The sequence below is a fragment of the Streptomyces dryopteridis genome (assembly GCF_049606955.1).
Classification (GTDB): domain Bacteria; phylum Actinomycetota; class Actinomycetes; order Streptomycetales; family Streptomycetaceae; genus Streptomyces.
On the sequence record NZ_CP187113.1, the window covers coordinates 1,542,397 to 1,557,195 of the forward strand.

Sequence of the window (14,799 nt, forward strand, 5' to 3'; positions counted from 1 at the left end):
ACGGGGTGGGGGGTCCTGCGGGCGGCGTAGTCGACGACGTATCCGGTGGCTCGGGTTCCGGCCGTTCGGGGGAGGTCTCGTGTCGGCCGGCCCCGGTCTCCGGCGTCCCCCGCGTCACTTCCGGTCCGGTGCGACCTCCGCTTCTGCCCGGGCGGGCCGGCCGAAACCCGTCGGCCGTACGGCTCGGCCGGATCCCCCGGAGGGGCCGGCGGTTTCCGTTTGACGTTCGGGGGCGCGGTGTCGAACGGGCTGGTTCCGGCCGAGCCGGCGCTACGCGTGAGTAGGTGTCGGGCGCCACGATTGGGCGCCCGGGGAGTGGGAATGGCTGAGCGGGTACCGAGCACGGCGCACCGCACCCCCCGTCTCCCCGCCACCCGAGTGAACGCGGACAGGAGCGGCCATGCCCGCAGCCCAGCCGCCGACCGAGCGGCTAGAAAAAGAGCGAACAGAGCGTGCACCATCGGCCTGCCCGACGCCCGGCGTCGCGGCGCCGGCCGAATCGTTGTCACCGAGCCCTGCGAACAGCCCCCAGGTGAAATCATGATCGGTCGCATCCCCGTGCAGGACGTCCGCCCCGCCGTCGATTGCGGCGCCAGACCCGCCAAGGCGGTCGTGGACGAGGTCTTCGAAGTGTCCGCCACCGTGTTCCGGGAGGGACACGACGCGGTCGCCGCCCATGTCGTCATGCGAGATCCCGGCGGTCGGATCCGTCCGGCCGTGCGTCTGCGCGAGCTCGCCCCCGGCACCGACCGGTGGGGGGCGCGGGTCTCGGCCGACGTGCCGGGCCGCTGGACGTACACCGTGGAGGCGTGGAGCGATCCGCTCGCCACCTGGCGGCACGCCGCCGGGATCAAGATCCCGGCGGGGATCGACGCCGATCTGGTGCTGTGGGAGGGCGCCGAGCTGTACGAGCGGGCCGCCGCTCGGATTCCCAAGCGCGACGGTCGGGAACGGGTGCTGGCCGCCGCGGACCTGATGCGCTCGGAGTCGGTGGCGCCCGAGGCGCGGCTGGCGGGGGCGCTGGACCCCGGGGTGCTGGCCGTGCTGGACCTGAAGCCCTTGCGCGAGCTGGTGTCGGCGGCCCGTCCGGTGCCGGTGCTGGTGGAGCGCGAGCGGGCGCTGTTCGGGTCCTGGTACGAGCTGTTCCCCCGGTCGGAGGGGGCGGTGGTGCGGCCCGGCGAGGCGCCGGTCAGCGGCACGCTGCGGACGGCGGCCGAGCGGCTGCCGGCGGTGGCGGCGATGGGCTTCGACGTGGTCTACCTGCCGCCGATCCACCCGATCGGCCGGACCTTCCGCAAGGGTCCGAACAACTCGCTGGAGGCCGCCGAGCACGATCCGGGGGTGCCGTGGGCGATCGGTTCGCCGGAGGGCGGGCACGACGCGGTCCATCCGGAGCTGGGCACCATCGAGGACTTCGACGCCTTCGTGGCCCGGGCCCGTGACCTGCGGATGGAGGTGGCGCTGGACTTCGCGTTGCAGTGTTCGCCGGACCACCCGTGGGTGGCCAAGCACCCGGAGTGGTTCCGGCACCGGCCGGACGGCACGGTGGCGTACGCGGAGAACCCGCCGAAGAAGTACCAGGACATCTACCCGATCCACTTCGACGCCGACATGCCGGGGATCGTGGCGGAGACGGTACGGGTGCTGCGGTTCTGGATGGGCCACGGGGTGCGGATCTTCCGCGTGGACAATCCGCACACCAAGCCGGTGGTGTTCTGGGAGAAGGTGATCTCGCAGATCAACAAGGCCGACCCGGACGTGATCTTCCTGGCCGAGGCGTTCACCCGGCCGGCGATGATGCGGGCCCTGGCCTCGGTCGGTTTCCAGCAGTCGTACACGTACTTCACCTGGCGCAACACGAAGGCCGAACTGACCGAGTACGCGACCGAACTGGCCTCCGAACGGTCGGCTTCGGTCATGCGCCCGAACTTCTTCGTGAACACCCCGGACATCCTGCACGCCTACCTCCAGCACGGCGGCCGCCCGGCCTTCGAGGCGCGGGCCGTGCTGGCCGCGACCCTCTCGCCCACCTGGGGGGTGTACGCGGGGTACGAGCTGTGCGAGGGCACGCCCCTGCACGAGGGCAGCGAGGAGTACCAGGACTCGGAGAAGTACCAGCTGCGCCCCCGGGACTGGGCCGCGGCCGAACGCTCCGGCGCGTCGATCGCCCCGCTCATCACCACGCTGAACCGGATCCGGCGGCGCAATCCGGCGCTCCGGCAGCTGCGAGACATCCATTTTCATGAGACCGACAACGAGCAGGTCATCGCCTATTCGAAGCACAGCGGAGCCAATTCCGTACTGGTGATCGTCAACCTCGATCCGCACCACACCCAGGAGGCGACGGTTTCGTTGGACATGCCGGTACTCGGCCTCGACTGGCACGCGTCCCTCGCGGTGCGCGACGAGCTCACCGGCGAGACCTATCACTGGGGTCGCGCGAACTACGTGCGCCTGGAGCCCGGCCGGACCCCCGCGCACGTCCTGGCCACGCCGCGACCGTCCCCGTCCACCGGAGGGTCACCCGCCACATGATGATCAACGATCCCGTCCCCGACACCTTCGAGGACACCCCCGCCAAGGACCGGGACCCCGACTGGTTCAAGCGGGCGGTGTTCTACGAGGTCCTCGTCCGCTCCTTCCACGACAGCAACGGCGACGGCGTGGGCGACCTCAAGGGGCTCACCGCCAAGCTGGACTACCTCCAGTGGCTGGGGGTGGACTGCCTCTGGCTGCCGCCCTTCTTCGCCTCCCCGCTGCGCGACGGCGGGTACGACGTGGCCGACTACACGGCCGTCCTGCCCGAGTTCGGCAACATCGCCGACTTCGTCGAGTTCGTGGACGCCGCCCACCAGCGCGGCATGCGCGTGATCATCGACTTCGTCATGAACCACACCAGCGACCAGCACGAGTGGTTCCAGCAGTCCCGCAAGGACCCCACCGGGCCCTACGGCGACTACTACATGTGGGCCGACGACGACAAGCAGTTCCAGGACGCCCGCATCATCTTCGTCGACACCGAGTCCTCGAACTGGACCTACGACCCGGTCCGCAAGCAGTACTTCTGGCACCGCTTCTTCTCCCACCAGCCGGACCTCAACTACGAGAACCCGGCCGTCGTGGAGGAGATCGTCTCGGCCCTGCGGTTCTGGCTCGACCTCGGCATCGACGGCTTCCGCCTCGACGCCGTGCCCTACCTGTACGCGGAGGAGGGCACGAACTGCGAGAACCTCCCGCGCACCCACACCCTGCTCAAGCGGGTCCGCGCCGAGATCGACGCGCACTACCCCGACACGGTGCTGCTCGCCGAGGCCAACCAGTGGCCCGAGGACGTCGTCGACTACTTCGGCGACTACTCCAAGGGCGGCGACGAGTGCCACATGGCCTTCCACTTCCCCGTCATGCCCCGGATCTTCATGGCGGTCAGACGGGAGTCCCGCTACCCGGTCTCGGAGATCCTCGCCAAGACCCCGCAGATCCCCGCCGGCTGCCAGTGGGGCATCTTCCTGCGCAACCACGACGAGCTGACCCTGGAGATGGTCACCGACGAGGAGCGCGACTACATGTACGCCGAGTACGCCAAGGACCCGCGGATGCGGGCCAACATCGGCATCCGGCGCCGGCTCGCCCCCCTCCTCGACAACGACCGCAACCAGATCGAGCTGTTCACGGCCCTGCTGCTGTCGCTGCCGGGCTCGCCGATCCTCTACTACGGGGACGAGATCGGCATGGGAGACAACATCTGGCTCGGCGACCGCGACGGGGTGCGCACGCCGATGCAGTGGACCCCGGACCGCAACGCCGGTTTCTCCTCCTGCGATCCGGGCAGGCTGAACCTGCCGGTCATCATGGACCCGGTGCACGGCTACCAGGTCACCAACGTGGAGGCCGCCATGGCCTCGCCCTCGTCGCTGCTGCACTGGACCCGCCGCATGATCGAGGTCCGCAAGGCGAACCCCGCCTTCGGCCTCGGTTCGTACACCGAACTGCCCTCGTCCAACCCGGCGGTGCTCGCGTTCCTGCGCGAGTACGAGGAGGACCTGGTGCTGTGCGTGCACAACTTCTCCCGGTTCGCGCAGCCCACCGAGCTCGACCTGCGCACCTTCCAGGGGAGGGTGCCGGTGGAGCTGACCGGCGACGTGCGCTTCCCGCCCATCGGTGAGTGGCCGTACCTGCTCACCCTGGCCGGGCACGGGTTCTACTGGTTCCGCCTCCGCAAGGACCCCAGGGAGTAGCGGCACCCGCGGACCGCCGGGCACAGCGCCGGCGCACACCGCGACGACACGCGAACAGCGGTACGGGGCGGGCGCGCGCGAATGGGTCAATCGCCCGCCGCCGTACGGAGTATTGCGCACCCTCTCGACCCGACACACGCACACGACCGGAAGCACACCGCACTTGCCGGGACACAATGCGCTAGCCAACCAGGGCCCGGGGAAAGGACGCGACGCCATGTCGGAGGCAGCTTCCGCCCGGAGCCACCGGGCCGGACCCGATGCCGGCACCACCCCGGACCGCACCACCCCGGACCGCACCCCCGCGCCACGCGAGGCCGCGGAGGTCTCCCGGGACACGTGGGACGGACGGGACGCACGGGGCACCGGGCAGGCCGCCGCCGAACGGCTCGCCGCCCTCGACCCCCTGCTGCGCGCCTGGCTCCCCCGCCAGCGCTGGTTCGCGGCCAAGGGCCGCGCCCTGGGCCGGCTGCGTCCCGTCTCCGCCGTCGAGGTCCTGCCCCCCGGCCGCCCCGGCGGCGCCCCGGGCCTGCTCCACCTCCTCGTCGACGTGGACGGGGACGTCTACCAGCTCCTCCTCGGGCTGCGCGCCGTGCTGCCCGCCGCCCTCGCCCCGGCCCTCGTCGGCCGTGTCGACTCCGGCCCCTACACCGGCCTGACCGCGTACGAGGCCCTCGGCGACCCCCGGCTGGCCGGACTGCTCTGGGAACGCCTGCGCTCCCCCGGCACCCTCGGCCCGCTCCGCTTCGAACGCGACCCGCACGCCCACGTGCCCGCCGGCGCCCTGCCCCGCTCCCTCTCCCGCGAGCAGACCAACTCCTCCCTGGTCTACGGCGACACCCACATCCTCAAGGTGTTCCGACGGGTCGGCCCCGGCCTCAACCCCGACCTCGAACTCCCCCGCGCCCTCGCCGAGGCCGGCTGCGCCCGGGTGCCCGCGCCCGTCGCCTGGTACGAGGCCCACGACGGCGGGCCCGACGGCGAACGCCTCACCCTCGGCGTCGTCCAGCCCTACCTCGCCGGCTCCCACGACGGCTGGCAGCTCGCCCTCGCCCGACTCGCCGCCGACGGCCCGTTCACCGCCGAGGCCCACGCCCTGGGACACGCCACCGCCGAGGTGCACCGTGCGCTGGCCCGGGCCCTGCCCACCCGCGTACTGGACCCCGAGGCCACCGCCGCCCTCGCCGCCGGCATGACCGAACGCCTGGCCGCCACCGCCCGCGAGGTCCCCGAACTGCGGCCCTACGCGGCCCGCCTGCGCACCGCGTTCGACGACCTCGCCGCCACCGACGGGCTGCGCGTGCCCGTCCAGCGCATCCACGGCGACCTGCACCTGGGTCAGACCCTGCGCACCCCCGACGGCCACTGGTCCCTGATCGACTTCGAGGGCGAACCCGCCCGGCCGCTCGCCGAACGCCGCCGCCCCGAACCCGCCGTCCGCGACGTGGCCGGGATGCTGCGCTCCTTCGACTACGCGGCCCGCAGCCGCCACCCCTTCTCCCCCGACTGGGCCGCCGACTGCCGGGACGCGTTCTGCGCGGGCTACGCCGCCGCGAGCGGCCGCGACCCGCGCGAGGACGCCGTCCTGCTGCGCGCCTACGAAACCGACAAGGCCGTGTACGAGGCCCGCTACGAGGCATCCCACCGACCCGACTGGCTCCACGTCCCGCTCGCGGCCATCCACCGGCTCGCCGCGGAGACCCGCACCCCGCACACCCCGACGCAGCCCTGAAGGAGGTCGCACATCGTGAGCGCCGCCCGACCGCCGTCCACCACCGTCAGCGACGAGGCCACCGCCGCCCCCGCCCCGAGCACCCCGCGCACCGGACCACGAACGGAACCTCCCGCTCCGGCCCCGGCCCCCCGCGCCCCCGCTCGGACCCCCCGGGCACGCAAGGCCGCCCCGCCGCACGGAGTCCGGCTCGCGCCCGCGCTCCCCGCCGAGGACCGCGCCCGCCTCCTCGAAGGCCGGCACCACGACCCGCACTCCCTCCTCGGCGCCCACGCCCTGCGCGGCGGCATCGCCTTCCGCGCCCTGCGCCCGCACGCCCGCTCCGTCACCGTCATCGCCAAGGGCCTGCGCGCCGAACTCCACGACGACGGCGACGGCCTCTTCTCGGGCCTGCTCCAACTGCGCACCCTGCCCGACTACCGCCTCCTCGTCGGCTACGAGTCCGACGAGATCGAGATCGACGACCCGTACCGCTTCCTGCCCACCCTCGGCGAACTCGACCTGCACCTGATCGGCGAGGGCCGGCACGAGGAACTGTGGACGGTCCTCGGCAGCCACGTCATGGAGCACCAGGGCGTCACCGGCACCCGCTTCGCCGTCTGGGCCCCCAACGCCCGCGGCGTCCGCCTCACCGGCGACTTCTCCCTCTGGGACACCGTCGCCCACCCCATGCGCTCCCTCGGATCCACCGGCGTGTGGGAACTCTTCGTGCCCGGCGTCGGCGAGGGCGCCCTGTACAAGTACGAGATCCACCGGCCCGACGGCCGGCTCGGCCAGCGCGCCGACCCGATGGCCCGGCGGACCGAGGTGCCGCCCGCGACCGCCTCCGTCGTCACCGTCAGCCGGCACGCGTGGACCGACCAGGAGTGGATGGCCCGACGCGGCCGGCTCGCCCCGCACCAGGCCCCGTTCTCCGTCTACGAACTGCACCTCGCCTCCTGGCGCCCCGGCCTCGACTACCGGCAGCTCGCCGCCCAGCTCCCCGGCTACGTGCGCGACCTGGGCTTCACCCACGTCGAGTTCATGCCCCCGGCCGAGCACCCCTACGGCCCCTCGTGGGGCTACCAGGTCACCGGCTTCTACGCCCCCACCTCGCGCCTGGGCACCCCCGACGACTTCCGGTACCTGATCGACAGCCTGCACCGGGCCGGCATCGGCGTCATCGTCGACTGGGTGCCCGCCCACTTCCCGCGCGACGAATGGGCCCTGGCCGAGTTCGACGGCCGACCCCTGTACGAGCACGAGGACCCGCGCCGCTCCGCCCACCCCGACTGGGGCACCCTGGAGTTCGACTACGGCCGCCGCGAGGTCCGCAACTTCCTCGTCGCCAACGCCGTCTACTGGTGCCGCGAGTTCCACGTGGACGGGCTGCGCGTGGACGCCGTCGCCTCCATGCTCTACCTGGACTACTCGCGCGAGGACGGCGAGTGGGTGCCCAACGAGCACGGCGGGCGCGAGAACCTCGACGCCGTCGCCTTCCTCCAGGAGATGAACGCGACCGTCTACCGCACCTGCCCCGGCGTCGTCACCATCGCCGAGGAGTCCACCGCCTGGCCCGGCGTGACCCGCCCCACCGACCAGGGCGGCCTGGGCTTCGGCCTGAAGTGGAACATGGGCTGGATGCACGACACCCTGCGGTACGTCTCCAAGGAGCCCGTCCACCGCAAGTACCACCACAACGACATGACCTTCGGCATGGTCTACGCGTACAGCGAGAACTACGTGCTGCCGATCTCCCACGACGAGGTGGTGCACGGCAAGGGCGCCCTGGTCTCCAAGATGCCCGGCGACTGGTGGCAGCAACGCGCCTGCCACCGCGCCTACCTCGGCTACATGTGGGCCCACCCCGGCAAGCAACTCCTCTTCATGGGGCAGGAGTTCGCGCAGGGCGCCGAATGGTCCGAGGCCCACGGCCCGGACTGGTGGCTGCTCGACCCCAGCTACGAGGCCGAGGCCGACCACCGGGGCGTGCGCGACCTGGTCGGCGAGCTCAACCGGATCTACGCCGCCACCCCCGCGCTGTGGGAACGGGACACCGTCCCGGAGGGCTTCGCGTGGGTCGAGGGGGACGCGGCGGAGGACAACGTCTTCGCGTTCCTGCGGTACGCCCAGGACGGCACCCCGCTGCTCGCGGTCTGCAACTTCTCCCCCGTGGTCCGGCACGACTACCGGCTCGGCGTCCCCGAGGGCGTGGACCGCTGGCACGAGGCCCTCAACACCGACGCCCCGGCCTTCGGCGGCAGCGGCGTGCGCAACGACCGGGCCCTGACCCCCGACCCCACCCCGGCCCAGGGCCGCGCCCACAGCCTGCGCCTCACCCTCCCCCCGATGGCCACCCTCTGGCTCACCCCGTAACACCCCACCGAACACACGCCGCGGGCCGCCCTCCCCACCGGGAGCGCGGCCCGCTTCCTTGAACTCGGCAGTGAATTCGATCAGGCACATGATCATTCGATTCCGTCACGCGGACCTCGTGAACTTGTCGCAAAAATGCCGACACCGCGAGACCACCGGCCACCTATACTCGCCCTTTGCCGGACCGCCGGGGGAGACGGAACAAATGATTCCCGCACACGAAACACCGCGCGCCGCACCGTGCGCACCATTGTGCGAATTACCACCCTACGACGTCACCGACCCGCTGATCCGCTGGATCGCCGACGGACTCGCGTTGATACCGGATCTGACGGAGCGCGAACGAGAGGTATTCGAATACCTCGCCCACGACCCCTCGAACGAGCAGATCGCGAGACATCTGGGCATGGCCGAGCGGACCGTGAAATTCCACGTCGCCAACCTGCGCGCCAAACTCGGCGGCCTCTCCCGCATTCGGGTCTCCGTGCTCGCCGTCTGCCACCACGTCATGGCGCGCGGGCCGGGGTGCGCGCCGGATCCGAGGTCGAGCTGACGACAACGCCGGCCGGAGCGGGTCGCCCCCGGCCCGGTCGGGTCAAGCGCCCTGGGCGACCAGGGTCGAGGCGTACCGGAGACGCTCCTCCAACTCCCGCTTGGCCTGGTCCAACAGCTCGGCGTTCTGGTCGATCAGCCGCTTCTGGTAGGCGACTTCGACCGTGTACCAGATCCCGACCAGGTTCGTCCGCCGCTTGCAGGCGATGTCCCGCTTGGCGATCGCGATGGCCCGCGGCCCTCCGGCCGCGGCGTCCTCGACGCCCGGCGGACGGTCCAGCGGGTTGGCCATCTCGTGGCCGGCCTCCTTCATGCAGGCACTCCACTCCTTGATCACCCCCACCACCCGGCTGTCCTGCCGCGCCCTGGCGTAGGCGTCCCCGTCGAACGCCTGGACGTCCATGTCGGCGATCGTGGTCTTCTTCGGGGAGTGCAGCTTGAGCGCCGACTCGCGCAGGCACCCGCCCGCCGGCACCTTCTTGCCCCCGACCACCACCGTGGCCACGTCGGAGGTCTCGGCCTCTTCCTGGCTCTCGGGGGTCCGCACGGAGGGGTCGACCTCCTTGCCGTACAGCACGAGCTTCTCGTTGGGCCCCACCGGAGCCGGCGGGGGCTTGGCCTGCCCGGTGTCCCCGGGGTTCTCATAGCCCAGCCGCCCCGCGAGCACGGGGTCGCTGATTCCGTACCGCCGGCCGTTGTCCCACTTCGCCCGCGGGTTCACCTTCCGGCGGAACTCGTAGCGGAAGCCCCACCGGCGCGCGCACTGGTCGATCAGGACGTCCTGGGCCGCCGCCAGGCTGCCGCGCTGTCCGAGGGTCGGGAGGTAGGCGGCGATCGGATACTCCAGGTCCCGGCTCTCCAGGAGAACGGGGACCTGCCCGATCGGCGGCTCCGGGTCGGCGGGAGCCTCCGCCTTCGCGCAGCCGGACAGCACCAGCCCCAGCAGGAGCGCGGAGACCGTCACGGCGGAAGGGGCGGAACGGACTGAGGGCATGGACACGACTCCGAGCGGGACGAGGGCGGGCCGCGGGATCCCGGTGGTCCCGCCCGGCACTCGCGGGCGGGACCACCGCGTCCCTGCGCGGGACGGCGTGGCGAGGCGCCTCGCTACGCGATGTAGGCCGAGGAGATCGAGTTCTTGAACTCGCCGGTGAGGTTCCCGGCCGCCCCGGAGGTCAGGTACTTGATCTGGCCGTTGCCCTTCCAGTCGGTGTGGACCGTCCAGTCGTAGGCGTCCCTGTTGGCGTAGGACGCCGTGTTGTCGTTCACCTTCTGGCCCGCGCAGCTCTGCGAGCCCTTGAAGTAGTCGTCCGAGAAGTCGAAGTCCCCGTAGTACAGGTCGAAGACCGAGCTGCTCTGGTTCGAGTTGCAGAACAGACCCAGCTCACCGCTGGTGAGCCAGCCGTCCTTCTCCGCCGCCGAGGCCGTGCCCGTCGAGGCCAGGACGGCCCCGAGCGCGATGCCGGCCGCGGCGATCGCACGTAACACCTTGCGAGATCTCATTGAAGATTCCCCCCTCGGGAAGGTTTTTCGACCAAAGGTTTTCGGTCGATCTTTTTCGAAACCCCGAACCGAACAGGTCCGCAGTGGATCACGCGATTGCCATGATCCACAACTGTCCCGGAGAACAGGTCTCACAGCACCCCCCACACCCTTAGGGTGCCCATGACCACGCTGCCCCAGGAGGCCCCTCATGCGTTTGGCGACTTTCCGACTCGCACTCGTCCCCACCGTGTCGGCGACCCTGTTTCTCCTGGCCGGATGTTCGGGGTCCGATTCCGGTTCGGGTTCCGCCGGCGCCCCGTCCCAGGCCGCCCCCGCCGTCTCTCCCGGCTCGGCCGACGGGAAGAAAGAACCGGCTCCACAACAGGCCGATTTCTTCAAGTGTCTCGGCGAGCAGGGCCTGGTCATGGAACAGACCGGCAGCGGCATCTCCATCCCGGACACCACGAAGAACCCCGTCGACACAATCAAGAACGCCGAAAAGGCGTGCGAGAGCCGACGCTCGATCCCCCAGGCCACCGAGGCACAACTGTCCGAGGCCCGGGCACTGACCGCCTGCATGCGGCGCAACGGGGTGTCCGCGTTCCCGGAGCCCGATCCGCGCACCGCGGAACACCTCGGCCTGGAGCGGCTGAACCTGAAGGAGAGCCCGGAGGCCCGCCGCGCCGGAGCGGCGTGCCGGCAGGGCGGACAGGGCGGCGCGGCACCGAGCCCATCGGCATGAGCTCGAACACCGGGGGAGACGGCGACGACGGCACCGCGATCCTCCCCGTGATCCCCTCCCGAACCCCGAGGGACGGGGGGAACGGCGCGGACGACGACGGGGACGGCGGGAGTGCGGCCGGCGGGGGCCTGTCGCGGCGGCGCAAGTGGGTCGCCGTCGTGGTCGTGGGGGCCGTGGTACTCGGCGGGGCCGGGTTCGGGGCGACGTTGGTCGTGAAGTCCCCGGCCCAGGTCGCCGCCGAGACCGGGCCGCCGCCGATGGACGTGCTGGTGGCGCGGGTGGAACGGCGGGTGCTGCGGGACACCGTCATCGTGCGCGGAACGGTCTCTTCCGCTCAGTCCGTGCAGGTCACCCCGATGGCCGGCGCCGGCGAGGGCGGGGCGGCTCCGGTGGTGACGAAGGTCGGCGTGCGGGCGGGCGACCGGATCACGGCGGGCCTGGTGCTGATGGAGGTGTCGGGCCGGCCGCTGGTCGCGCTGCCCGGCGGCGTGCCCGTGTACCGGGACTTGAAGCCCGGGGCCACGGGGAACGACGTGAAGCAGCTCCAGAAGGCCCTGGCCGGGCTCGGGCACGGCACGGGCTCCGACACGGCCGGCACCTTCGGCGCCGGGACGAAGGCGGCGCTCACGGCGTTCTACCGGGGGATCGGGTACGACCCGAAACCGGCCGTGGCCGACGGCGGCGAGGCCGTGGAGGCCGCCGAGGACGCGGTCACGGCGGCCGAACGGACCGTGGAGGACGTCCGTACGGCGAACCGTCCCGCCCCCGCCGCGGGCTCCGGTGCGAGTTCCGGGACGGGGGCGGGGACGGGGGCGGGAACCACGGCCGGGGGCGCCGGCGGGGGCAAGTCCGTGGGCGGAGCCTCCGGCTCCGGTGACGGCGTACGGCAGTTGGCCCGGGCCCGGGAGGACCTCGCCAAGGCCCGGCAGCGTCTCGCCGAGGCGCGCGCGGCGGCCGGGCCGATGCTGCCGGCGGGTGAGGTCGTGTTCCTGGAGTCGTTCCCTGCGCGTGCCGACTCGGTGGCGGTCCGGCCGGGCTCCCCCGCGACCGGGGTGGCCATGTCCCTGTCGGCGGGCGCACCGATCGTGCGCGGGCAGCTCCAGGAACACCAGAAGGGTCTGGTGCGGCCCGGCCGGAAGGTGGAGATCCTCAGCGAGGTCAGCGGGATCACCGCGCCGGCCGAGGTGTTGTCGGTGGCGGACACCCCGCAGGTCCCGCCCCGGGCCGGCTCCGGTACCGAGGGGCAGGGTCGGGAGAGCGAGGGGCAGGGGAGCGCGCCCCAGGGCGGTCCGGCCGGGTACGAGATGGTCGTCAAGCCGCTCGCGGCCCTGGATCCGAAGCTGATCGGGCAGGACGTCCGCCTGACGGTGGAGGCCGCCGCCACGGACGGCAACGCGCTCGTCGTGCCCGTCTCGGCGGTGTCGGCCGGCGCGGACGGGCGGACCTCGGTGACCGTCGTGGACGGCGCGGGCACACAGCGCCGCGTCGAGGTGCGGCCGGGCACGACGGGGGACGGCTTCGTGGAAGTACGCCCCACCGCGTCCGGCTCCCTCAAGGAGGGGGACTCCGTGGTGACGGGCGTCAATCCGGGAGTGGCCGGCAAGAAGGACTCCGGTGGTCCGGGCGGGGGCGCACCGTGAGCCGGGCGTGGCTGCCCCGGCCGCGTGGCCGCCGTCCCGGCCGCTTCGCAGCGGAGGCCGATGCCCCGCTTCCGTGCCCGACGCCCCCGGCATCGGACGCGGGCACGCCCGTGATCGAGTTCCGGGGCGCGGGGCTGACCTATCCCGGACCGCCGCCGGTGGCCGCGTTCAGGCCCTGCGACCTGCGGGTGGGGCGCGGGGAGTTCGTGACGGTGATCGGCCCCTCCGGGTCGGGCAAGTCCACGTTCCTGAACATCGCCGGCCTGCTCGACGCGCCCACCGAGGGCCGCTACCTCCTCGACGGGATCGACACGGGGGCGCTCGGCGATCGGGACCGGACGGCGCTGCGCGGGCGGCGGATCGGGTTCGTGTTCCAGTCCTTCCATCTGCTGCCGCACCGTTCGGCGTGGGAGAACGTGGCCCTGGCGATGTTCTACAACGGGGTGCCGCGCGGGCGGCGGCCGACGCGGGCCCGGGAGGCCCTGACCCGGGTGGGCCTGGGACACCGGGTGGACGCGTTGCCCTCACGCCTGTCGGGCGGCGAACGCCAACGGGTCGCGATCGCCCGGGCCCTGGTGGCACGACCGTCGCTGCTGCTGTGCGACGAGCCCACGGGCAATCTCGACACCGTCAACGCGGAGACCGTGCTCACCCTCCTCGACGAGTTGCACGCGGACGGCATGACCGTGCTCGTCATCACCCACGACCCGGAGGTCGCCGCACGGGGCGGCCGGACCGTCGCGATCCGCGACGGCGTACTGCGCGAGGAGGTCAGGCCATGAGGCGGCACCGGATCGAGCGGCACCGGATCGAGCCCTCGCGGATCACCGTGCGGGACACCCTGGCCGAGGCCCTGGCGGGGGTGTTGCAGCGGCCGGCCCGGTCGGCGTTGACGGCGCTGGGCACGGTGTTGGGCGTGGGCACCTTCGTGGCCGTGCTCGGGCTGACGGCGACGACCTCGTCGCAGATCGACGGCAGGTTCAGCGTGCTGTCGGCGACGGAGGTGACGGTCACGGACGTGGCACAGGAACAAAGCCCGTTCGCCGGACCGGGGTTCCCGGCCGACGCGGACGCGCGCGTCGGCCGGCTGAACGGTGTGCGCGACGCGGGCGTCGTGCACGAGGTGCGGTTGGACGAGGACTCCGGCGGGGTGCGCGCGGCGCCCGTGGGCGGTGGCGGCGCGGCGGGCGAACGCACGACGGTGCTCGGCGCGTCCCCGGGCGCGCTGCGGGCGGCGGTGCCGGAGCTGACGGCGGGCCGGTTGTACGACGGGTACCACGAGAAGACCCGGCAGCGGGTGGCGGTACTCGGGGAGGCGGTGGCGACGCGGCTCGGGATCACGACCCTGGAGACCCAGCCGGCGGTGTTCATCGGGGGCGAACCCTTCACCGTGGTGGGGGTGATCTCGGACGTCCGCCGCAAGTCGGAACTGCTGCTGGCCGTGATGGTGCCGCGCACGACGGCGCTGGAGATCTGGGGAGAGCCGAAGTCGGCCGGGACGACGAGCATGTTGATCGCGACGGACATCGGGGCGGCGCGGCAGGTGGCCGAACTCGCCCCGACGGCCATGCGGCCGGACCACCCGGAGTACCTGAAGGCCGTACCGCCGCCGGACCCGCGCGCGCTGCGCGGTTCGGTGACCTCGGACCTCGACCAGTTGTTCCTGGTCCTCGCCGGGATCTGCCTGATCATCGGGGCCGTCGGCATCGCGAACACGACGCTGGTGGCGGTGTTGGAGCGCACGGGCGAGATCGGCCTGCGCCGCGCGCTGGGCGCGCGCGGCCGACACATCACCTCGCAGTTCCTGGCGGAGTCGGGCGCGTTGGGGGCGCTGGGCGGCCTGGTGGGCACCTCGCTGGGGACGCTCACGGTGGTGGGCGTGGCACTGGCCCGGGAGTGGACGCCGGTGCTGCATCCGCTGACGGTGGTCTCGGCCCCGTTGATCGGGCTGGTGACGGGGGTGCTCGCGGGCCTGTACCCGGCGTGGCGGGCGGCGCGCGTGCAACCGGCGGAGGCCCTGCGCCGGTGACCGGGCGGGGTCGGGCGGGGTCGGGCGCG

11 protein-coding genes are annotated in these 14,799 nt (G+C 72.5%); 9 read left to right on the top strand and 2 right to left on the bottom strand.

Annotated features, from left to right (window positions below; genetic code table 11):
- Positions 1-540: 540 nt before the first annotated feature.
- From ACN20G_RS06175 to ACN20G_RS06195, 5 genes are all read left to right on the top strand, one after another.
- Positions 541-2,535, top strand: a complete 1,995-nt coding sequence (locus ACN20G_RS06175) for an alpha-1,4-glucan--maltose-1-phosphate maltosyltransferase (RefSeq protein ID WP_424211708.1) — start codon at positions 541-543, stop codon at positions 2,533-2,535.
- Positions 2,532-4,235, top strand: coding sequence for a maltose alpha-D-glucosyltransferase (gene treS, locus ACN20G_RS06180; RefSeq protein WP_424211709.1), 1,704 nt, complete (start codon positions 2,532-2,534; stop codon positions 4,233-4,235). The genes ACN20G_RS06175 and treS overlap by 4 nt, the downstream gene beginning before the upstream one ends.
- Positions 4,236-4,452: 217 nt before the next feature.
- Entirely contained in the window at positions 4,453-5,967 is a 1,515-nt protein-coding gene (locus tag ACN20G_RS06185) for a maltokinase N-terminal cap-like domain-containing protein (protein ID WP_424211710.1), read from the top strand.
- Between the two features lie 15 nt (positions 5,968-5,982).
- Positions 5,983-8,322: a 1,4-alpha-glucan branching enzyme gene (glgB, locus tag ACN20G_RS06190; protein WP_424211711.1), complete on the top strand. Its 2,340-nt coding sequence runs from the start codon at positions 5,983-5,985 to the stop codon at positions 8,320-8,322.
- 250 nt (positions 8,323-8,572) lie between these two features.
- Positions 8,573-8,875, top strand: a complete 303-nt coding sequence (locus ACN20G_RS06195; RefSeq protein ID WP_424211712.1) for a LuxR C-terminal-related transcriptional regulator — start codon at positions 8,573-8,575, stop codon at positions 8,873-8,875.
- 42 nt (positions 8,876-8,917) lie between these two features.
- Here ACN20G_RS06195 and ACN20G_RS06200 read toward each other — a convergent pair whose 3' ends face one another.
- Both ACN20G_RS06200 and ACN20G_RS06205 read right to left on the bottom strand, forming a co-directional pair.
- Positions 8,918-9,868: a hypothetical protein gene (locus tag ACN20G_RS06200; RefSeq protein ID WP_424211713.1), complete on the bottom strand. Its 951-nt coding sequence runs from the start codon at positions 9,866-9,868 to the stop codon at positions 8,918-8,920.
- Between the two features lie 113 nt (positions 9,869-9,981).
- A complete protein-coding gene (locus tag ACN20G_RS06205) occupies positions 9,982-10,377 on the bottom strand; it encodes a hypothetical protein (RefSeq protein ID WP_424211714.1) in 396 nt (131 codons plus the stop codon).
- A 406-nt stretch (positions 10,378-10,783) separates the two neighbouring features.
- Here ACN20G_RS06205 and ACN20G_RS06210 point away from each other — a divergent pair, with 406 nt between their 5' ends.
- The 4 genes from ACN20G_RS06210 (at position 10,784) to ACN20G_RS06225 (ending at position 14,770) form a co-directional block, all read left to right on the top strand.
- Positions 10,784-11,101, top strand: a complete 318-nt coding sequence (locus ACN20G_RS06210) for a hypothetical protein (protein WP_424211715.1) — start codon at positions 10,784-10,786, stop codon at positions 11,099-11,101.
- Positions 11,098-12,741: a peptidoglycan-binding protein gene (locus ACN20G_RS06215; protein ID WP_424211716.1), complete on the top strand. Its 1,644-nt coding sequence runs from the start codon at positions 11,098-11,100 to the stop codon at positions 12,739-12,741. The genes ACN20G_RS06210 and ACN20G_RS06215 overlap by 4 nt, the downstream gene beginning before the upstream one ends.
- Positions 12,742-12,851: 110 nt before the next feature.
- On the top strand, positions 12,852-13,523 hold the full coding sequence (locus tag ACN20G_RS06220; RefSeq protein WP_424211717.1) for an ABC transporter ATP-binding protein: 672 nt from the start codon (positions 12,852-12,854) through the stop codon (positions 13,521-13,523).
- Positions 13,520-14,770 (top strand): ABC transporter permease, encoded by a 1,251-nt coding sequence (locus ACN20G_RS06225; RefSeq protein ID WP_424211718.1) that lies wholly within the window; start codon positions 13,520-13,522, stop codon positions 14,768-14,770. The genes ACN20G_RS06220 and ACN20G_RS06225 overlap by 4 nt, the downstream gene beginning before the upstream one ends.
- The last annotated feature ends 29 nt before the right edge of the window (positions 14,771-14,799 follow it).